The sequence below is a fragment of the Flavobacterium erciyesense genome, from assembly GCF_018069925.1.
Classification (GTDB): Bacteria; Bacteroidota; Bacteroidia; order Flavobacteriales; family Flavobacteriaceae; genus Flavobacterium; species Flavobacterium erciyesense.
The window spans coordinates 1-20,010 of record NZ_JAGPXB010000020.1; the positions used below are offsets into that span (position 1 = coordinate 1).

At 36.9% G+C, this 20,010-nt stretch carries 19 protein-coding genes; 15 read left to right on the forward strand and 4 right to left on the reverse strand.

Annotated elements, in window-relative coordinates:
• On the reverse strand, positions 1 to 1,123 hold a 1,123-nt coding region (locus KBJ98_RS14605), incomplete at its 3' end, for a porin (protein WP_210791749.1).
• A gap of 351 nt (positions 1,124 to 1,474) precedes the next feature.
• On the opposite strand from KBJ98_RS14605, the gene trmD reads away from it, so the two are divergent.
• The 8 genes from trmD (at position 1,475) to KBJ98_RS14645 (ending at position 10,081) form a co-directional block, all read left to right on the forward strand.
• A complete protein-coding gene (gene trmD / locus KBJ98_RS14610; protein ID WP_210791750.1) occupies positions 1,475 to 2,152 on the forward strand; it encodes a tRNA (guanosine(37)-N1)-methyltransferase TrmD in 678 nt (225 codons plus the stop codon).
• A 170-nt stretch (positions 2,153 to 2,322) separates the two neighbouring features.
• Positions 2,323 to 2,673 (forward strand): 50S ribosomal protein L19, encoded by a 351-nt coding sequence (rplS, locus tag KBJ98_RS14615; protein WP_210791752.1) that lies wholly within the window; start codon positions 2,323 to 2,325, stop codon positions 2,671 to 2,673.
• A 266-nt stretch (positions 2,674 to 2,939) separates the two neighbouring features.
• Positions 2,940 to 5,162, forward strand: coding sequence for an NADP-dependent isocitrate dehydrogenase (locus KBJ98_RS14620; protein ID WP_210791754.1), 2,223 nt, complete (start codon positions 2,940 to 2,942; stop codon positions 5,160 to 5,162).
• 153 nt (positions 5,163 to 5,315) lie between these two features.
• Positions 5,316 to 7,688 (forward strand): TonB-dependent receptor, encoded by a 2,373-nt coding sequence (locus KBJ98_RS14625; protein ID WP_394369385.1) that lies wholly within the window; start codon positions 5,316 to 5,318, stop codon positions 7,686 to 7,688.
• A gap of 15 nt (positions 7,689 to 7,703) precedes the next feature.
• Positions 7,704 to 8,546: a DUF4249 domain-containing protein gene (locus KBJ98_RS14630; RefSeq protein ID WP_210791758.1), complete on the forward strand. Its 843-nt coding sequence runs from the start codon at positions 7,704 to 7,706 to the stop codon at positions 8,544 to 8,546.
• A 210-nt stretch (positions 8,547 to 8,756) separates the two neighbouring features.
• Positions 8,757 to 9,419 (forward strand): thiamine diphosphokinase, encoded by a 663-nt coding sequence (locus tag KBJ98_RS14635; protein WP_210791760.1) that lies wholly within the window; start codon positions 8,757 to 8,759, stop codon positions 9,417 to 9,419.
• A 58-nt stretch (positions 9,420 to 9,477) separates the two neighbouring features.
• Positions 9,478 to 9,843 carry a hypothetical protein gene (locus KBJ98_RS14640; protein ID WP_210791762.1) on the forward strand — a complete coding sequence of 122 codons (366 nt, stop codon included), beginning with the start codon at positions 9,478 to 9,480 and terminating at the stop codon, positions 9,841 to 9,843.
• Between the two features lies 1 nt (position 9,844).
• Positions 9,845 to 10,081: a hypothetical protein gene (locus KBJ98_RS14645; protein WP_210791765.1), complete on the forward strand. Its 237-nt coding sequence runs from the start codon at positions 9,845 to 9,847 to the stop codon at positions 10,079 to 10,081.
• A 139-nt stretch (positions 10,082 to 10,220) separates the two neighbouring features.
• Here the strand turns inward: KBJ98_RS14645 and KBJ98_RS14650 are convergent, their stop codons facing one another.
• Entirely contained in the window at positions 10,221 to 11,084 is an 864-nt protein-coding gene (locus tag KBJ98_RS14650; protein ID WP_210791767.1) for an alpha/beta fold hydrolase, read from the reverse strand.
• A 153-nt stretch (positions 11,085 to 11,237) separates the two neighbouring features.
• Between KBJ98_RS14650 and rlmF the strand changes: the two genes are divergently transcribed.
• Both rlmF and uvrB read left to right on the forward strand, forming a co-directional pair.
• Positions 11,238 to 12,182, forward strand: coding sequence for a 23S rRNA (adenine(1618)-N(6))-methyltransferase RlmF (rlmF, locus tag KBJ98_RS14655; protein ID WP_210791769.1), 945 nt, complete (start codon positions 11,238 to 11,240; stop codon positions 12,180 to 12,182).
• 58 nt (positions 12,183 to 12,240) lie between these two features.
• Positions 12,241 to 14,232 (forward strand): excinuclease ABC subunit UvrB, encoded by a 1,992-nt coding sequence (uvrB, locus tag KBJ98_RS14660; protein WP_210791770.1) that lies wholly within the window; start codon positions 12,241 to 12,243, stop codon positions 14,230 to 14,232.
• Here uvrB and KBJ98_RS14665 read toward each other — a convergent pair.
• A complete protein-coding gene (locus KBJ98_RS14665) occupies positions 14,229 to 14,630 on the reverse strand; it encodes a TerB family tellurite resistance protein (RefSeq protein ID WP_210791771.1) in 402 nt (133 codons plus the stop codon). The genes uvrB and KBJ98_RS14665 overlap by 4 nt on opposite strands.
• Positions 14,631 to 14,688: 58 nt before the next feature.
• Here KBJ98_RS14665 and KBJ98_RS14670 point away from each other — a divergent pair, with 58 nt between their 5' ends.
• From KBJ98_RS14670 to KBJ98_RS14690, 5 genes are all read left to right on the forward strand, one after another.
• On the forward strand, positions 14,689 to 15,492 hold the full coding sequence (locus KBJ98_RS14670; protein WP_210791772.1) for an alpha/beta hydrolase: 804 nt from the start codon (positions 14,689 to 14,691) through the stop codon (positions 15,490 to 15,492).
• 21 nt (positions 15,493 to 15,513) lie between these two features.
• On the forward strand, positions 15,514 to 16,524 hold the full coding sequence (locus tag KBJ98_RS14675; protein WP_210791773.1) for a dipeptide epimerase: 1,011 nt from the start codon (positions 15,514 to 15,516) through the stop codon (positions 16,522 to 16,524).
• Between the two features lie 78 nt (positions 16,525 to 16,602).
• Entirely contained in the window at positions 16,603 to 17,067 is a 465-nt protein-coding gene (locus KBJ98_RS14680; RefSeq protein ID WP_210791774.1) for a DUF1456 family protein, read from the forward strand.
• 5 nt (positions 17,068 to 17,072) lie between these two features.
• Positions 17,073 to 17,729, forward strand: a complete 657-nt coding sequence (locus KBJ98_RS14685; RefSeq protein ID WP_210791775.1) for an NAD-dependent epimerase/dehydratase family protein — start codon at positions 17,073 to 17,075, stop codon at positions 17,727 to 17,729.
• Between the two features lie 57 nt (positions 17,730 to 17,786).
• Entirely contained in the window at positions 17,787 to 18,302 is a 516-nt protein-coding gene (locus KBJ98_RS14690; protein WP_210791777.1) for a hypothetical protein, read from the forward strand.
• A gap of 30 nt (positions 18,303 to 18,332) precedes the next feature.
• Here KBJ98_RS14690 and KBJ98_RS14695 read toward each other — a convergent pair whose 3' ends face one another.
• Positions 18,333 to 19,898: a protein adenylyltransferase SelO gene (locus tag KBJ98_RS14695; RefSeq protein WP_210791779.1), complete on the reverse strand. Its 1,566-nt coding sequence runs from the start codon at positions 19,896 to 19,898 to the stop codon at positions 18,333 to 18,335.
• Positions 19,899 to 20,010 lie beyond the last annotated feature (112 nt).

Consider the following 20,010-nt stretch of genomic DNA (forward strand, 5'->3'; position numbering starts at 1 on the left):
TATTTACTTGCCATTCGCCGCCTATTTCTAAATCCCTTACATTGTAACTTCTGGCATCTCTTTCGTGTTTTTTACCACCATCATAATATTGATACCTCACAAAAGGAATAACGGTTTGCTTCTTAATATGAGTGAGATACGACAAGGTAACATATCCGCCTTGTAGCGGCATAACCTCTATAGAATCTGTTGCTACATTAAATTCTGGCCCCTTTCCGACTGTATATTCTGCCTGAATCCCAAAAGGTTTTGGGTATAATACGAAGGTACCTGCAAGTCTTTGATCGATATAATTTAGATCGGAACTTGTTTTGACTCCTGCGCTTACAATTGACCTTGGCATTACCCATTGTCCTGTATAAGCTTGTAAGCCCAGCTCAAGAATTTGCTTTTTATATTCAAAGGGATACGTAAAACGACTTACTACGTGAGGCTCATTATTCAATTCTGGGTTATTTGCTGTTTGTCCGTTGAAGACTCCAAATGCAAAAACACCGTAATCGCCACTACCTTTTAATCCTTCGCTCACTAATCTTGAAAAGAGCTGTCTTTTTTGTTTTGGCGCCCAATAAAAAAATACTCCTAAATCACGTTCATTAGAGATAGCACTATTTAAAGCATCATTTCTATCAAGTGGTATTCTATTTTGGCTTGACTGCATGTTCTCAAAACCATATGGAATTTTACTTTGTCCGATTCGAAATCTGAACTCGTTGTCATCATCCAAACCAACATCAAAATAAGCATCTCTTATTTGTCCAAAATGCAAGCGATCAGCGGTTGGACTGCTTGCAAAGTCAGGCTGAATGTAGAAATACACTTTCTTGCTCAATTGTCCGGAGAAGATAATTCGCATTCGCCTCATAAAAAAACCGCCTTCTTTACCCCAAGACCTGTCGCATTGCTCACACCCGAGATTTTCATTAGTTTCTAACAATCTGTTGTATCTAAATTGAGCATACCCTCTAATAGAAAAATTTTGATACCACTTGTTAACAGGAGGCGCGGGAGTAGGAACCTTAATTTTTAAACTATCAACTTGTGAAAAACAGCTGATTGAAAAAAGTAAAAAAAATAAAATCACAAATTTGTAGTTCTGGTCAGTGCGGTTTATTTTATTCATAATCTTCAGACTTTATCTGATGGGTTTAGTTGTGTGAGAATAATTAACTGGTTTTGCGGCAAAGATATAAATTCTTTGAATTTATCTAGCATCCCTAACTTTAAGCAACCTTGGAGCATCAAAATAGCAGATTTGCTCGAGTAATCCCTGCAAAAAGGGTAGCTCTAAGGAAATTAAAATCATTTAAAAAAGGATTTTATCATTTTATCCATTTCTGCTTTGCAGTTATGTTTCATTTTTTTTAGTCCAAAAAACAGCTAAAAAAGTAGCTGCACTTAAAATAAAAATCTAACTCTTAAAAACCTTAACAACTTTGTATCTTTGCCGCTTAGAACCTTTTTAAGAAAAATTATGCGCATTGATATTGTTACCGTTTTGCCTGAGTTGTTACGAAGCCCGTTTGAAGCTTCGATTATGAAACGTGCTATTGAAAAAGGTTTGGTGGAAGTTCATTTTCATAACCTACGTGACTATACGACTAACAAACAAAAAAGCGTTGACGATTATCCGTACGGTGGCGGCGCTGGAATGGTGATGACGGTGCAACCTATTGACGCTTGCATTACGCATTTAAAAAGCGAACGTACCTACGACGAAGTGATTTACATGTCGCCCGACGGTGAAACGCTCAACCAGAAAATGGCAAATACGATGTCATTATACGAAAACATTATTATTTTGTGTGGGCACTACAAAGGCGTAGACCAACGCGTGCGCGATCATTTTATTACCAAAGAAATTTCTATTGGCGATTATGTATTATCTGGTGGTGAATTGGGAGCTTTGGTTTTATCGGACGCATTAATTAGGTTGATTCCTGGTGTTTTGAGTGATGAAACTTCGGCTTTGACTGATAGTTTTCAAGATGGATTACTTTCGGGACCTATCTACACACGACCTGCAGACTACAAAGGATGGAAAGTGCCGGAAGTTTTAACGAGTGGTAACTTTGCAAAAATTGATCAATGGCGCGAAGATATGGCTTATGAACATACTAAAAATAGAAGACCGGATTTACTGAACGAGTAAAAATTGGTTTCAAGTTTCAGGTTTAAAGTTGTGATTCAAAAACTTAGAAACTTTAAACAAGAAAAACTTTAAACTTTAAACATTTTTATTTACTTTTGCGCCCACATTAAGTTAACCTCTGGCGAGATCCGTGAATGTTGACCTAAATTAAACCATAATAAAATAAAATCATGGCAGATTTATTGAAATTCGTTCAAGACGAGTTTGTAACAAGAAAAGATTTCCCAGTTTTTGCAGCTGGAGACACAATCACTGTTTACTACGAAATTAGAGAGGGTGAAAAAACAAGAACTCAGTTCTTTAAAGGTGTGGTTATTCAAAGAAGAGGTTCAGCTAACACTGAAACTTTCACCATCCGTAAAATGTCTGGTGCAATTGGAGTAGAGCGTATTTTCCCTGTGAACTTACCTGCATTACAAAAAATTGAAATCAACAAAAAAGGTGCAGTTCGTAGAGCTAGAATTTTCTACTTCAGAGAACTTACTGGTAAAAAAGCAAAAATTAAAGATAAAAGAAGATAGTTTTATCTCTTTGAATCATAAAAGTCCCAACTCGTTTTGGGACTTTTTTTTGCTCTAATTTTACCAAATTCACCAGCAAACAAAAAGTAAAGAAAGGTTTAAATATCACAATCCAAAACGAACAAGTTATAATCTGAAAATTCATGTTTTTCTCGAGTAATTCGGGCCTCAATTACATCTGATTTTCATATCTTTGTGCGCCTTATTTCAAGAATAAACCTTTAAATAAGCTACTTTTAACGCTATTGGATTATAAAAATAAAAAAATGACACAGAAATCAAAGATTTTTTACACGCTTACTGACGAAGCGCCATTATTGGCCACTTATTCATTTTTACCTATCGTTCAAGCCTTTACAGGTACTGCTGCTATCGAAATTGAAACTAGAGACATTTCATTAGCCGGTAGAATTATTGCCAACTTCCCTGAGTTTTTGACAGATGCTCAAAAAACCAACGATGCTTTGGCTGAACTAGGTCAATTAGCTACTACGCCAGAAGCAAACATCATAAAATTACCAAATGTATCAGCCTCTGTGCCACAATTGAAAGCGGCTATTGCTGAGCTTCAAGCACACGGATACGCTGTACCTAGTTATCCAGAAGAACCACAAAACGATGCAGAAGCGGCTATCAAAGCTAAATTTGCTAAAATTTTAGGATCTGCGGTAAACCCTGTTTTACGTGAAGGAAACTCTGACCGTAGAGCACCAAAAGCAGTTAAAAATTATGCAAAAGCAAACCCACACAGTATGGGTGCTTGGAGTGCAGATTCAAAAACATACGTAGCATCAATGGAAAGTGGTGATTTTTACGGAAGTGAAAAATCAGTAACCATTGCAACTCCAACTGACGTAAAAATCGAATTGGTTGCTGAAGATGGTACCACTACAACATTAAAAGCGAGTACACCATTAAAAGCAGGTGAAATCATTGATACTGCTGTACTGAATGTAAATGCATTAAAATCATTTGTAGCGCAAACGATTGCTGATGCTAAAAAACAAAACATCCTATTATCGGTGCATTTAAAAGCAACGATGATGAAAGTATCTGACCCAATCATTTTTGGCGCTATCGTAGAAGTTTACTTTGCAGATGTGTTCGAAAAATACGCAACTTTATTCCAAGAATTAAACATTGATACTCGCAACGGTCTTGGTGATGTTTATGCTAAAATCGCTGGAAATCCATTGCAAGCTGAAGTAGAAGCCGCATTAAACGCAGCTATCGAAAATGGTCCTGCATTGGCAATGGTAAACTCTGATAAAGGAATTACCAACTTACACGTTCCATCTGACGTAATTGTAGATGCTTCGATGCCTGCTATGATTCGTACTTCAGGACAGATGTACAATAAAGAAGGAAAACAACAAGATACTGTTGCACTTATTCCAGACCGCTCTTACGCTGGTGTGTATACTGCCACTATTGATTTTTGTAAAAAACACGGTGCTTTTGACCCAACTACCATGGGAAGTGTTCCTAACGTAGGTTTGATGGCTCAAAAGGCAGAAGAATACGGATCACACGATAAAACTTTCCAAATTACAACTAACGGAACCGTTCGTGTTGTAGATACAAATGGCGTTGTTTTAATGGAGCAAGCCGTTCAAACTAATGATATTTTTAGAATGTGTCAAGCAAAAGATGCTCCTATTCAAGACTGGGTAAAACTAGCTGTAAACAGAGCGCGTTTGTCAAGTACTCCAGCCGTTTTCTGGTTGGATGACAAAAGAGCACACGACAGAGAATTGATCGTAAAAGTAAATCATTACTTGAAAGATTTTGATACAACTGGCCTAGATATCCGCATCTTGAATCCAGTTGATGCTACTCAATTTACTTTAGAAAGAATTGTACAAGGTTTAGATACTATCTCAGTTACTGGAAACGTATTGCGTGATTACCTAACTGATTTATTTCCAATTTTAGAAGTTGGAACTTCTGCCAAAATGCTTTCTATTGTTCCGCTTATGAATGGTGGTGGATTGTTTGAAACGGGTGCAGGCGGATCAGCTCCAAAACACGTTGAGCAATTTACAGAAGAAGGCTATTTGCGTTGGGATTCATTGGGTGAGTTTTTAGCACTAGGAGCTTCATTAGAGCACTTAGGTCAAACTTTAAACAATACCAAAGCTATTGTCTTAGCTGAAACTTTAGATGTAGCTACTGAGAAATTTTTAGCAAATGACAAATCTCCTGCACGTAAAGTAGGCGGAATTGACAACAGAGGATCACAATTTTACTTAGCTATGTACTGGGCTGAAGCTTTGGCAGCACAATCAAAAGATGCCGAATTGCAAGCTACTTTTGCTCCAATTGCAGCAGAACTTTTGAGTAACGAAGCTACAATTAACGCTGAATTAATTGCAGCACAAGGAAAAGCGCAAGAAATTAAAGGTCATTACCACCCAATTCCGGAATTGACTAGTAAAGCGATGCGTCCGAGTGCAACATTCAATACTATTATCGCAAAAATCGCATAATTACATGCTAAAATAAAAATACCTAAAAAAAGACAACTCACCGAGTTGTCTTTTTTTTATTAGTAATACCTTAACATCCGTTATAATAAAATTAAGAATACAAAGTTTGTTCTTTGTAGCTTATAATTCGTTAAACAACTTTTTATGGATTTTATGAAAAAATACCTATTGCTCTTCCTTTTATGTGGTGCTTTGCCAGCTTTGGCCCAAGAAAAATATACACTTAGCGGCACTGTGATTGATGGCAATAGCAATGAAACGCTGATTGGAGTTAATGTCGTGGTTACCGAGTTAAAAACGGGAGTTACTACCAATGAATATGGTTTTTACTCGATTACATTACCTAAAGGCACTTATACTGTACAAGTGAGTTATTTGGGATACAAAACCATTGAACAAACTTTAAATCTGAATCAAAACATTAAAAATAATTTCAATTTATTTGGTAACGAAACCACTTTGAAAGAAGTTATTATTAGCGATAACAAAACCAAGATCGATATCAAAAAACCCGAAATGAGTGTCAACAAACTCTCGATTTCAGCCATTAAAAAAATGCCTGTTGTTCTTGGTGAAGTAGATGTTTTAAAATCTATTTTGTTATTGCCAGGAGTTACCAATGCCGGAGAAGGCGCTTCGGGTTTTAACGTTCGTGGTGGTGGTGCCGATCAAAATTTAATTTTACTAGACGAGGCAACCATCTTTAACTCCTCGCATGTTTTTGGTTTTTTCTCCGTTTTCAATCCAGATGCTATAAAAGACTTAAAACTTTATAAAGGCGGAATTCCAGCACGTTTCGGAGGAAGAGCTTCCTCTGTTTTAGATATTTATCAAAAAGATGGTAATAGTAAAGAATTTCATGTAAATGGAGGAATCGGTTTAATCAGTAGCCGCATTCTTGCCGAAGGACCTTTGGTAAAAGATAAAGGTTCATTTTTAATTGGCGGTCGCAGCTCTTACGCCCATTTATTTTTAAAACTTTCCGAAGAACAAAAGGACAATGCCGCTTATTTTTATGACCTCAACACCAAATTAAGTTACAAACTAAATCCCAACAACAGTTTGTATTTGTCTGGCTATTTTGGTCGCGATGTTTTCAGTTTAAGAGATAGCTTTTCTAACATTTACGGAAACACCACAGTCAACTTGCGTTGGAACCATTTATTTTCTGAAAAATTATTCTCGAACCTTTCCTTAATATACAGTGATTACTATTACGGTTTAGATCTTGATTTTGTAGGTTTCAAATGGGATTCTGGCATTAAAAATTACAACATCAAATACGATTTCAAAAACTACATTTCGGATAAATTCAAATTGAATTATGGAATGAACAGTATTTATTACGAGTTCAATCCGGGAACTATCAGACCATCCAAACCCGATAGTGGAATTAACTTTGCACAATTGGATAAAAAATACGCTTTCGAACCTGCGTTATACCTCAATGCCGACCACGATATTAGCAACAAAATTTCACTTTCTTACGGATTGCGCTACAGCATGTTTTACCGTTTGGGTGCATCGGATGTTAATCTTTACCAAGATAACAATCCGGTATTGTTTAATCCTGAGTTGAAAATTTATGAAAAAGCAACTCCTATCGGTCAAAAATCATTTTCCCGTAACCAAGTAATTGAAAGCTTCAACTACCTTGAACCGCGATTTTCTGCAGCCTATCAAATAAATGATGAGCAATCCATAAAAGCGAGTTACAACCGCATGGTGCAGTATTTGCAACTCATCTCGAATACCTCATCTCCTACTCCGCTTGATATTTGGACACCAAGCGATAATTTCATCAAGCCTCAAATTGCCGATCAAGTTGCCTTAGGATTTTTCAAAAATTTCAGCAACGACCAGTATTCTTTTGAAGTAGAAACCTATTATAAAAAAGTACAAAACAGATTGGACTACATTGACGGAGCCGATTTGATAGCGAACAATGCCATCGAACAAATTATTCTTAACGGGCAATTACGTTCGTACGGGCTCGAACTTTTGCTTCGTAAAAATGAAGGGAAACTGAATGGTTGGATCTCTTATACCCTTTCGCGTTCAGAGCAACAAACTCCCGGACGAACTCCGCTTGAAACCGGTATCAACAACGGTCAGTGGTACAATTCTGTCTATGACAAACTGCATAACCTGGCAGTTACTTCCTCTTATACCTTAAATGACAAATGGTCTTTTGGAGCTAATTTTGCACTACAAAGTGGCCAACCAGTAACCTTTCCAACTGGTCAATACGAGTACTTGGGCATTGTGGTTCCTAGCTATGGCTTGCGTAATAAAAATAGATTGCCTGCATACCACCATTTGGATATTGCCGCGACTTTAACACCAAAAAGTAATGCTAACCGCCAGTGGAAAGGCGAATGGGTTTTTAGTATTTACAATCTTTACAACAGGCGCAACGCAGCCTCTATTAATTTCAGGCAAAATGCAGATACAGGCGCCAATGAAGCTGTTCGAACCTCTATTTTTGGAGTAGTTCCTGCTGTGAGTTATAATTTTAAGTTTTAAATTCTTTTTGATACCATGAAATCAACAAAAAATATTCTCAAACAAAGCCTTCTTTTTCTTGCACTTGCACTCTCCTTTTTGGTGAGTAGTTGCGAGGATGTAATTGCAGTTGACTTAGATGAAGCCGCTCCAAAATTAGTTATCGAAGCAGCAATAAACTGGCAAAAAGGCACCTCAGGAAATACCCAAAAAATAAAATTGATTACTACAACTGGATTTTATAGTGCCCAAATACCCAAAGTAAGCGGCGCCAATGTGACTATCCGAAACAGTCAAAACACGGTTTTTATTTTCAATGAAGTAGGAACAACAGGCGAGTACGTTTGTAGCAATTTTGCACCAGTTATTAACGAAACTTATACCTTAACCATCATCAGTAACGGCAATACTTACACTGCAACAGAGACTCTGAAAGCGGTCGCACCAATTAGCCGACTCGAACAAAACGACCAAGGCGGTTTTACAGGAAACGAAAAGGAAATTAAAACCTACTATCTTGATCCTGCCGGCGAACCTAATTATTACCTGTATAAATATTCGTATTCCAACCAACGCAAGTCGGACTTTTACGTAGACCGTGACGAATTTTTTGATGGCAACGAATTTTTCAGTATTTCGCAAAACGATGAACTAAAAAAAGACGACACCATCGAGGTAACTCATTACGGCATTTCTCGCGCCTATTACAACTACATGAGCGTGCTCGTGAGCATTGCAGGCAATAGCGGCGGCGGCCCATTTCAGTCACCACCGGCAACTGTCCGCGGCAACATTGTAAACACAACCGCTCCGGAAAATTTTCCACTAGGCTTTTTTAGTCTAAGCGAGATTGCAGTTACCAATTACATAGTGCAATAATTAGTAGCTTATCCAGCTGTTCATTACAACCCACAACCGCTCTTGAACTGTTTTGTAGCTTGTATAAGGAGCTTCCTTTGGTCGCTCTTCTACCAGCACAAAACAAATGTTCAAGAGCGGTTCTTGGTTTTCATTTCCATCTGGGCTAGGGCACTCGGCAATAACAGAACTTTTATTTACTTTTACAATCCTATTTCAAAACCGCAACACATGTCTTCACATCACATCGTTCGAGACGATCAAGAACCTGCTTTAATAATTGCCAATGGTGCCGCTTGTAACCCTGAACTTTTAGGACAGTTGCTAGAGTGGTCTCCGCTTGTGATTGTATTGGACTCAGCCATGGAGCGCGTGATGGACTTGAACATAAAAGTTGATGTTTTGCTGGGCGATTTTGATCGAGATTTCAACGCAGAGCGCTACCAAACCTTGCAATACCCAATTGATATCATACATACGCCAGACCAAAATAAAACCGACCTCGAAAAAGCTTTTGATTACCTAATTGAACGCAAAATTCCTGCTGTAAATGTAGTTTGGGCCACCGGAAGAAGAGCCGATCATACCATTACGAACATTACAAACATTGTTCGTTACAAAGACCTTATCAAAATTGTAGTACTTGACGACCATTCGAAAATTTTCCTTTTACCACGACAATTCGAAAAATGGTACACGGCCAACACTCCTATTTCTCTCATTCCCGTTGGTGAAGTTTCAGGAATTCATTCCAGTAATTTGTATTATCCTTTACAAAATGACACCCTTACTATCGGGTACCGCACCGGTAGTAGCAATCACGTCGCCAAAGATGGACTAGTAAGTATTTCACACCAATCAGGCGATTTATTGTTAATGGAATGTATTGATTAGTTGTGTGGAAGTTTACAAAAAAATCTACGGTAAAAAGAAATCCAAAACAGAAACAAAAATGGTAAAAAATAATAAAATTTTGATAGTTTGTGTTTTGCTACTTGGCTTTTATTTATTCAAAAATTTCTTGTCCAAAAATATGATTTCGGGAACTTATGTTAGTAATAACAAACAAAGTTTAATTGACGGACCAAATTTTGGAGATACTTTGAAAATTTACAGTAATGATAGATTTGAAAGTCAAACTTGGGGAAATGGAAAATATAAACTAAAACATTCACTGACAGGAACTAATATTCAATTAAATTATAGATTTGAATTTGGAGAAGCTAGTTATGAAATGAATATTTATAGAAGTTTTTTTTCTAAACCCAGAATTAATTTAGACAGTGATTTAGAATATTATTTTGAAAAAATAGATTAAAATGGCTGTGCAAATTTGTCCAAAGTGTAAAACAGATAATTTTTCTTGGAATATTGATGTTAGCGAAACTACGTTGACAAAATGGAGTTGTCTACATTGCAAATATATTGCAGTCGAAAATGAAACCGATGAAAGAAAATGTCTCAGATGCAATCAAAAAACTGAAACAAAATTAAAAGATAAAATAGAAGAATTTTGGTGGTGTAGTAATTGCAACTCTACAACAAAAGTTGAATAAAAAACAAGCACACAACAGCTACTACATCGGATTTGGACAATTAGCTTTAAGGATAACTAGTTTTGTATTTAACTTCAAACTAGTTAACGAAAAATTGATTTTACTTTAGAACAGAACATCTTTATTTTCAGAATCTTTACTACAACTTTAAAATAGCATCCCTCACGATGTCATAATGACTCCACGGAATAAAATGATTGGCATTTTCAATCACAATGGCATTTAAACTTGCTGCATTGCTAAAATTTTCTTTCATAAAAGTAACATTACTAAACGGTACCAAATCATCTTTGGTCCCGTGAATGATTGTAACTCCTGATGTGATCTTAGGTAACTTTGGTTTCAAAGCGATTAAATCTTTTTTCAACCACCACAATTCATCGTTCGATGGTCGTAACGCACCCGGAATCAAATACCTTAACGGTGGCGACAGAATAACAGTGCGCCATTTTTCAGGCTTTTCAGCAGCAGGATCAAGCGAGCCTGCTAAAATAACTAAGTGTTTGTATCGCTTGGGATAATCCGCTGCTAGTTGCGCTATAACGGGTCCGCCCATCGAATGACCAATCAAGACAACCTCTTTTTGATTACTCATTTTCGCAATGAATTGGGCAATGTATTTCGACTGAACAGCTAAGTTTTCAGCCATCCCAAAATCGCTATAACCAAAACCCGGACGGTCAATGGCAATCATTCGGTATTTTTTCAGCAATAAAGTATCTTTTAAATAATCTTTGTAAGCGTTCCAACTTCCTGGCGAACCGTGAATAAAAAAAAGCGTAGGTTTCGCCCCATCACCAGTTTGAATATAATGTATTTGGTGGCCGTCTATAGTAAGATACTTATCTTGAAATTGCGTTCCGCTTTCTGTAAAAAACTGCTTTGTTTCTTTGGCATTGTAGCGCATTCGCATACACGACTGACTCATTACCACGTAACTCAAAAACAAAACGTAGACAACGTAGCGTTTTTTAAATCGGAATCGGTTCAACGTAAAATTCATTAGTGTTTTTGTTATAAAAGTAACCGTTTTTTATGGCAACTAAAAGCCTTGCCGCTACAATTTTTACACCAACTCAAAATGCTATTTTCTCTTAAACAACCGCCTAACAATTTACAAATTAGGATTGACTATCTTTGCACTGAAATTAAAAAAATGAAAGCAACAACAAGCATCCTTAAAACAAATTTACATCCTCGAAATCTGGATCGTGAAGGGTATAATTTTGAACAATTGTCGGCCGTAAATCCTGAGCTTAGCCAGCATGTATTTGTGAATGAACATCAAACACAAACCATCAACTTTAGCGATCCTCTAGCCGTAAAGGCGCTCAATAAAGCATTGCTTGCTTTTCATTTTAACATCAAAAATTGGGATATACCAGCCCAATACCTTTGTCCTCCAATTCCGGGTCGCGCAGATTACATTCATTATCTATCCGATCTTTTGGCTTCAAGTAACAACGGTGTGATCCCCGAAGGCGATACCGTACTTGGCCTTGATATTGGTGTAGGTGCCAATTGCATTTATCCTATTTTAGGAAACGCAATTTATGGTTGGAATTTTGTCAGTACCGATATTGACCTAAAAGCGATTGAAAATTGTGGTAGTATTTTGAGTGACAACCCAAAACTTGGTGAAGCCATCAGTTTGCAACAGCAAACGGAGTCTCGATTTATTTTTAAAAACATCATCACTCCCGAAGATCGTTTTACGTTTACGATTTGTAATCCTCCTTTTCATGCCTCGGCAGATGAAGCTACCAAAAGTAGTCTTCGAAAAGTGAATACACTCGAAAAATCAAAAACAAAAGAACTCGTTCTTAATTTTGGCGGACAAAATGCCGAATTATGGTGTGCTGGTGGCGAACTAGGATTTTTGACCCAAATGATTTTTGAAAGTGCCAAGTACCCAATGCAATGCTTATGGTTTACTACTTTGGTCTCTAAAAAAGAAAATCTTTACAGCTTAAACAAAACCTTACAAAAGGTAAGTGCTGTTACAGTGCGTACCATCGACATGGCTCAAGGACAAAAAACAAGTCGTATTTTGGCTTGGACATTTCACAGCGAAGCCCAACAAAAAGCGTGGAAATTTTAGTTTTTAAAAACCGTTTGTCAAATTCCTTAGTATCTTTGTGAACTAGCACTGTACCCACATGAAGTTCCAAGTAGTATCCGATTACCAGCCCAAAGGCGACCAACCTGTAGCCATTCAAAAATTAGCACAAGGTATCATTGATGGCGATCCTTTTCAAACCCTTTTGGGAGTTACAGGATCCGGAAAAACATTTACAGTGGCCAATGTAATTCAAGAAGTGCAGCGTCCGACCTTGGTTTTGGCACACAACAAAACCCTAGCGGCACAGTTGTACTCTGAATTCAAACAGTTTTTTCCGAATAATGCAGTAGAATATTTTGTATCCTACTACGATTATTATCAGCCAGAAGCTTTTATGCCGGTTACCGGAGTTTTCATCGAAAAAGATTTATCCATCAACGAGGAATTGGAGAAAATGCGTATGTCGACAACCGCTTCGCTACTTTCTGGTCGTCGTGATATTTTAGTTGTAGCATCGGTATCTTGCTTGTACGGTATCGGAAACCCAATAGAATTTCAGAAAAATTTAATTCCGCTTGAGCGAGGTCAAATGATTTCGCGAACTAAATTACTCCATCAATTAGTACAAAGTTTGTATTCCAGAACTGAGGCCGACTTTAATCCGGGCAGTTTTAGAATCAAAGGTGATACTGTTGATGTGTACCCAAGTTATGCTGACGAAGCCTACCGAGTTCATTTTTTTGGTGATGAAATTGAAGAAATCGAAAGTTTTGATACCAAAACATCTCAAGTTTTAGAAAAATTCGAACGATTGACAATTTATCCTGCCAATATGTTTGTTACCTCGCCCGATGTGCTGCAAAATGCCATTTGGGAAATTCAGCAAGATTTGGTCAAACAAGTAGATTATTTTAAAGAAATAGGCAAACATCTAGAAGCAAAACGTCTTGAAGAACGTACTAATTTCGACTTAGAAATGATTCGAGAATTGGGTTATTGCTCCGGAATTGAAAATTACTCACGTTATTTAGATGGCCGTTTGCCAGGCACAAGACCTTTTTGCTTATTAGATTATTTTCCGAAAGATTATTTGATGGTGGTTGATGAAAGTCACGTTACATTATCACAAGTTAGTGCTATGTACGGAGGCGACCGCAGCCGTAAAGAAAACTTAGTGGAATATGGTTTCCGACTTCCCGCTGCGATGGACAATCGCCCATTGAAATTTGAGGAATTTGAAGCCATGCAAAACCAAGTCATTTATGTATCTGCTACTCCAGCTGATTATGAATTACAAAAAACGGAAGGTGTTGTCGTAGAGCAAGTAATTCGTCCTACTGGATTATTAGATCCTATTATTGAAATTAGGCCGAGTTTAAATCAAATTGACGATTTAATTGAAGAAATTCAACAACGAGCCGAACAAGATGAACGCGTTTTGGTAACCACTTTGACAAAAAGAATGGCTGAAGAGTTGGCTAAATATTTAACTAAAGTTCATATTCGTTGTCGTTATATTCACTCAGAAGTAGATACTTTGGAACGAATTGAAATCATGCAAGATTTACGAAAAGGAATTTTTGATGTCCTAATTGGTGTCAACTTACTGCGTGAAGGACTTGATTTACCTGAAGTTTCTCTTGTTGCAATTTTAGATGCCGATAAAGAAGGTTTTTTACGTAGCCACCGATCTTTAACACAAACTATTGGTCGTGCAGCGAGAAACCTGAACGGAAAAGCCATCATGTATGCTGATAAAATTACAGACAGTATGCAGAAAACAATTGATGAAACCTCATACCGCAGAACCAAACAAATCAATTACAACGTTGCAAACAATGTAGTTCCGCAAGCGCTGAACAAAAAAATCGAAAGCGCATTTACCAAAAATACTTTGGTAGATTACGAACTGGGCAACAGCGCACCAATAGCCGCAGAGCCTGTAAATGCCTATTTATCGAAACCAGAAATTGAAAAATTGATTCGAGAGAAAAGAAAAAACATGGAAAAGGCAGCCAAAGAATTAGACTTTATGCAGGCAGCCAAATTCCGTGATGAAATCAAAGCATTACAAGAGCAACTTACTTAGTTGTGTTGCTCTTGAAAAATATTCAACAGAACTTCGCTCTCAATAATAGAGAAAGGTGATTTTTCCATTAATTTTAAAATACGTTTAGTCGCGTGCGGATTCAACCCCATTTTAATAGCAATTTGCTGAATGGCGGCTAATTCTTTATCATGTAAAACGCCATCACAATGCATAAGCAAAGCCAATCGATAAAATTGCTGGATGCGCATGAACTCCGATCGTATAGGAAGCTCCGGCAGTTCTTCATGAAATAGTGCTTGAAAATCAGCGGTATTAAAACCTAATTCAACAGCCACAATTCGCAAGAACTCGTATTCTCTTGGATGTAGTTTACCATCAACGGTAGCAAAAGCAATTAATTCTAAAAGTAAACTTCTCTTTTCTTCGAAAGTAGCCATCAAATTCCTATTTTTAGCTAAATTATTGTTTTTAGATCACATACACAAAATCACTTTTATGACAGTGAAATTTTTATCCGTTTGCTTGTTGTTATTATCTACAGTAATAGCTCAAGGTCAATCAAGTACCGCATCCCAACAAGTGAGTACTTTTGAAATTAAAGCGCCACAATTACAAACCACCAAAAAAATCTGGGTATACTTGCCTAAAAATTACAAAAGTTCCAAAAAGAAATATCCCGTGATGTACATGCACGACGGTCAAAATTTATTCGATACTAAAACTTCCTATAGTGGCGAGTGGAATATTGATGAAAAACTCGATAGTTTGCAAGCACAAATTATCGTTATCGGAATTGCGCATGGCAATGAAAAACGACTAGACGAACTTACGCCTTTTAAAAACGAAAAATATGGTGGCGGCAAAGCAGACGAATACCTAGAATTCATCACAAAAACACTAAAACCTTATGTTGATCAAAACTTTAGAACTAAAACCGATAAAAATCATACGCTGATTATGGGAAGTTCTTTGGGTGGACTCAACTCCTTTTATGCCGTTTTAAAATATCCTAAAATATTTGGCAAAGCAGGCGTTTTTTCACCTTCGTTTTGGTTTTCAAAAGAGATTTATTCCTTAATGGAAAGCAGTAAAAAAACGAAAGCCAAAATCTATTTTCTTTGTGGGGACAATGAAAGTCCAGAAATGGTTGCTGACCTTAGCAAAATGCAATACCTATTAAACTCTAACCGCTGTTATTGCTTAAACAGAAACGAGAAAAAAATAGTTAAAGGTGGCCAACACAACGAAAAACTGTGGAGAGATAATTTTGTAGAAGCGCTTTTATGGCTCGGCTATTAATTTTGATAATGATTGAAACACATGAAACTTTTATTGCACCAATACGATTTAAAACTCAAACATACTTTTACCATTTCGAGAAAATCAATTAACACGCAGCCTACATTAATTGTCGAATTACAAAATGAAGGTTTTTCTGGTTATGGTGAAGCTACCGCAAATCCGTACTATCAAATTACGGTGCCCATTATGGTTGAAGATTTAAAGAAGTTAGAGTCTTTTTTAGACACACTTAAACCTTGCAATCCAGAAGAATTTTGGAAGCAAGTAGCACCTTTTCTAACACATAATAAATTTGCATTGTGTGCTTTAGACAATGCGTACAATGACTGGTATGCACGATCAAAAGGTTTAAAATTATACGAATTGTGGAACTACAATACTGCAAATAATCCGCTGAGCAATTACACGATTGGAATTGATTCTATTGACAAAATGATTGCCAAAATGGAGGAGTTGCCTTGGCCGATTTATAAAATTAAATTAGGCACAGCTGAAGATTTAGCAATCGTAAAAGCACTTCGTAAACATACCAATGCCATTTTTAGAATTGATGCCAATTGTGGATGGACTGTTGACGAAACACTCAAAAATGCAAAGGAATTGCAACATCTTGGCGTAGAATTTTTAGAACAACCTTTACCTGCCAACGATTGGGAAGGTCATAAAAAAGTATATGAACACTCCGTTTTACCTATTATTGCAGATGAAAGTTGCATTGTTGAAACAGATGTAGCGAAATGTTACCAACATTTTCACGGTATAAATATCAAACTAACCAAGTGTGGCGGCTTAACTCCCGGCCGACGAATGCTAGCTGAAGCCAAAAAACTAGGAATGAAAACCATGGTGGGTTGTATGACCGAATCAACCGTGGGCATCTCCTCTATCGCGCATTTACTCCCTGAATTAGATTTTGTAGACATGGATGGCGCATTATTGCTGCAAGAAGACATCGCTACCGGAGTTAAATTAGAATTCGGCAAAACTATCTACGCTGCCACTGCTGGAAATGGTGTGCAACTTTTGTAAACTAGCAATGGCAAGCCACTATTAAAAAAAACAACCGCTAATTACTTATAAACCGTACCTTTGCTAAAAATACATACCATGACAAATAACGATATCTTCAAAAAACTTCGCGTAGCATTGATGTTGCGTGATGATCAAATAGTAGAAATTTTAGAATTAGTTGATTTTAGAATTTCAAAATCAGAATTAGGCGCTTTTTTTAGAGATGAAAAGCACGAAAATTATATGGAATGCGGAGATCAAGTGTTACGTAATTTCTTGAATGGATTGGTAATTCACTTGCGTGGAACGAAAGAAAACCCGAAGAATCCAAAAGACGTTTTAGCCAAACACAAAGCGCAAATTCCTGTGAAAGACGGTGCCGAAAACAGACCGGAATTTAAAGCAAAACCAAGAGACACGGAAGGTTCACGCGGAGATGAAGCTCCTGCTAAAGCAAAACCGGCTGCAAAAAAAACGTTCAAAAAAACTTTCGCAAAAGGAACTCCTAAAGTGCAAGTAGTTGAAAAAGTAAAATACAACTTCGGCAAAAACAAAAAATAAACCGAATGAAAACAGCGATTGTTATTGGAAGCACCGGATTGATTGGCTCTGCCTTACTACAACTTTTATTAGAGAGTGCTGATTACAGCAAAGTAATTACTTTCGTAAAAAGAGATACAGGTTTGCAACATCCCAAACTCTTGCAACATCAGATTGATTTTGATGCAACAGAAAGTTTCCAACAGTACATCGTGGGTGATGATTTGTTTTGTACTATTGGAACGACTATCAAAAATGCAGGAAGCCAAGAAGCGTTTAGAAAAGTAGATTTTGAATATCCTAAACAGTTTGCAAGCATTGCTGTAGCACAAAATGTAAAGCAGTTTTTATTGATTTCCTCGTTGAACGCATCAGCAACATCAACTAATTTTTACCTAAAAACCAAAGGTGAAATACAGGATTTTTTAAAAACCTTACCCTTTGAGAACGTTGCTATTTTGCAACCTTCGCTATTGCTTGGTCCAAGAACTGAATTTAGGTTTGGCGAAAAAGTAGGCGCATTTTTTATGAAAATATTTTCCTTTGTATTTCAAGGGAACTTAAAAAAATATAAAGCCATACAAGGCGCTACTGTCGCCAAAGCCATGTACACATTAGCGCAAAAAAATACTCAAGGTTTCCATATTTATGAATCGGACGTACTCGAAGAACTCGGCAAATAAAACTCATTTCAAATCCTGATAATCCATCAGGATTTTTTTTAACCAAAATCAAATCCTATGAAACGGCTATTCTGTTTGCTAATTATCTTTTTTACATTAAATCTTTCTGCTCAAACTAAAACAGTTGCTGATCCCGCTTTCTTTTTTGATGGCAAATTGGTTTCGCAACAAACCATTGCTTACATCGAACCCGACCTTATTGCAACCGTTAATGTTATCAAAAGAGATACAGTATTAAACAATGTACGCTTTGAAGGTCAACTTTTTATTCAATCCAAAAATCCTAAACAGTTTGACTTCATGACTTTGGAACAAATAAAAAATGAATATACCAAAGTCAAAACCAAAAGTGTGGGATACGCAATCAACGGTGAAATAATTAAAGACGGAATCGAAACGCTACAGTTAAATCGCAATTATATCTTAGAAGTCATTACAACCAACACCACCGAATTTTACAATTTAGGTTCTGGAGAAATTCAATCAGACATCATACACATTCTCGGAAAAACTGCAAAAAACATCAAGGATAAAAGGGAGCAAATTTTAAGAGATGCTCCAAAAAAAGAATAAATCTAAAAGTAAAAGCTTTTGGTTTGCGGTTTACGAACTACAACTCAACATACTACAACCTACTTTTTCACGAGCCCAATCTGGTCTTTTGGCAAACCATTTCTCAAATTCGGGTTGTTCCTCGTATGGTTTTTGAAGCACATTAAATAATTCTACTACAATTGAATAGTCTCCTTTTTCGGCGGCATCAATAGCTAATTGCGCCATATAATTACGTAACACATATTTCGGATTACAAGTATTCATTTTGTTTGCTCGCTCTTCATCTGAAATAGTTTCCTTTTGTAAGCGATTCAAATAGTTTTGCAACCATTTCTCCCACTCGGCTCGCACATTTTGAGGCAATTGTGATTCATTGTAAAATCCTAATCGAATAGTATCAAAAGCTGCTTCAACAGCGTTCTCTTTCGTTATTTTACCTACCATTCTAAAAAAGAGTGTCATGTCCGTTTCTGCTTTTTCTAATAATTGTACTAAAGTTCCAATTAAAACCAAATCATTTTCGGTATCGCCCGTTAATCCCAATTTATCCTGCATCATTTGTAAATAATCCTTTTCGTAATCGGATCGAAAAGACTCTAAAACAGCTTCTAAAGGTGCCGCTTCCTCAATAAGAGGAAATAAAGCATTTGCCAATTGATACAAATTCCACAACGCAATTTCGGCTTGATTACCAAATCGATATCTTTTGTATTGGGCATCAGTTGTATTCGGTGTCCAACCTAAGTTGTAATCCTCAAGCCAACCGTAAGGTCCATAATCAATCGTAATTCCGTGAATAGACATATTATCGGTATTCATTACACCATGCACAAAACCCACGCGCTGCCAATGAATAATCATGGTACGAGTCGCTTTTGCAACAGCACTAAAAAAGGCAACATATTTTGATACACCTTCTTCTTTTATATCCGAAAAATGGTGTTTGATGGTATAATCAGCCAATAATCTTAGACTTTCAAGATCATTGCGGGCGGCAAAAATCTCGAAGCTTCCAAAACGAATAAAAGAGGGCGCTACTCTACATACGACCGCTCCTTTTTCATAAGCAGGATTGCCATTGTATAAAATATCACGTAAAACCGGATCACCTGTCTCCATCAAAGATAAAGATCTCGTTGTAGGAACTCCTAAATGATGCATGGCCTCAGCACACAAATATTCACGTATAGACGAGCGCAAAACCGCAAATCCGTCTGCATTGCGAGAGTAAGGCGTTGGTCCGGCTCCCTTCAATTGAAGAGTGTACAACTTATTTTCATGCAAAACCTCAGTCAAATTTATAGCGCGACCATCTCCCAATTGCCCAGCCCAATTGCCAAACTGATGTCCTGCATAACACATGGCATACGGTTTAGTTCCCGGATAAACTGTTGATCCTGAAAAGACATTTAAAAACTCAAGACTGGCCAAATCAGTTTGTGATAAACCAATATTGTCTGCAACTTCAGCAACAGCATGAATTAACGCAGGATTAGTTGGCACCACTGGTTGCACGTATGAAAAACAAGCTTTTTCTACTTGACGCGGAATGTTATTTTGATCTTTATCAGCTGGTAATTCTGTAATAAAGCTATTGTGTATGTGAAGTTTCATAAACTGTTTTTTTGAATAAACAAAGGTAAATCAAAGGGCTAACAAAACACTTTCTGTTACAATTTTATTAGCAATAGTTTAGGACAAAGTAAAAGCAAAGCAAAAAAAAACC

Coding starts and splice junctions, on each gene's coding strand:
- KBJ98_RS14640 (WP_210791762.1), top strand. CDS start 9,478: ATGGTAAAAAATAATAAAATTTTGATAGTTTGTGTTTTGCTACTTGGC.
- KBJ98_RS14670 (WP_210791772.1), top strand. CDS start 14,689: ATGACAGTGAAATTTTTATCCGTTTGCTTGTTGTTATTATCTACAGTA.
- KBJ98_RS14645 (WP_210791765.1), top strand. CDS start 9,845: ATGGCTGTGCAAATTTGTCCAAAGTGTAAAACAGATAATTTTTCTTGG.
- KBJ98_RS14685 (WP_210791775.1), top strand. CDS start 17,073: ATGAAAACAGCGATTGTTATTGGAAGCACCGGATTGATTGGCTCTGCC.
- KBJ98_RS14635 (WP_210791760.1), top strand. CDS start 8,757: ATGTCTTCACATCACATCGTTCGAGACGATCAAGAACCTGCTTTAATA.
- KBJ98_RS14625 (WP_394369385.1), top strand. CDS start 5,316: ATGAAAAAATACCTATTGCTCTTCCTTTTATGTGGTGCTTTGCCAGCT.
- trmD (WP_210791750.1), top strand. CDS start 1,475: ATGCGCATTGATATTGTTACCGTTTTGCCTGAGTTGTTACGAAGCCCG.
- KBJ98_RS14675 (WP_210791773.1), top strand. CDS start 15,514: ATGAAACTTTTATTGCACCAATACGATTTAAAACTCAAACATACTTTT.
- KBJ98_RS14690 (WP_210791777.1), top strand. CDS start 17,787: ATGAAACGGCTATTCTGTTTGCTAATTATCTTTTTTACATTAAATCTT.
- KBJ98_RS14695 (WP_210791779.1), bottom strand. CDS start 19,898: ATGAAACTTCACATACACAATAGCTTTATTACAGAATTACCAGCTGAT.
- rlmF (WP_210791769.1), top strand. CDS start 11,238: ATGAAAGCAACAACAAGCATCCTTAAAACAAATTTACATCCTCGAAAT.
- uvrB (WP_210791770.1), top strand. CDS start 12,241: ATGAAGTTCCAAGTAGTATCCGATTACCAGCCCAAAGGCGACCAACCT.
- KBJ98_RS14650 (WP_210791767.1), bottom strand. CDS start 11,084: ATGAATTTTACGTTGAACCGATTCCGATTTAAAAAACGCTACGTTGTC.
- KBJ98_RS14680 (WP_210791774.1), top strand. CDS start 16,603: ATGACAAATAACGATATCTTCAAAAAACTTCGCGTAGCATTGATGTTG.
- rplS (WP_210791752.1), top strand. CDS start 2,323: ATGGCAGATTTATTGAAATTCGTTCAAGACGAGTTTGTAACAAGAAAA.
- KBJ98_RS14665 (WP_210791771.1), bottom strand. CDS start 14,630: ATGGCTACTTTCGAAGAAAAGAGAAGTTTACTTTTAGAATTAATTGCT.
- KBJ98_RS14620 (WP_210791754.1), top strand. CDS start 2,940: ATGACACAGAAATCAAAGATTTTTTACACGCTTACTGACGAAGCGCCA.
- KBJ98_RS14630 (WP_210791758.1), top strand. CDS start 7,704: ATGAAATCAACAAAAAATATTCTCAAACAAAGCCTTCTTTTTCTTGCA.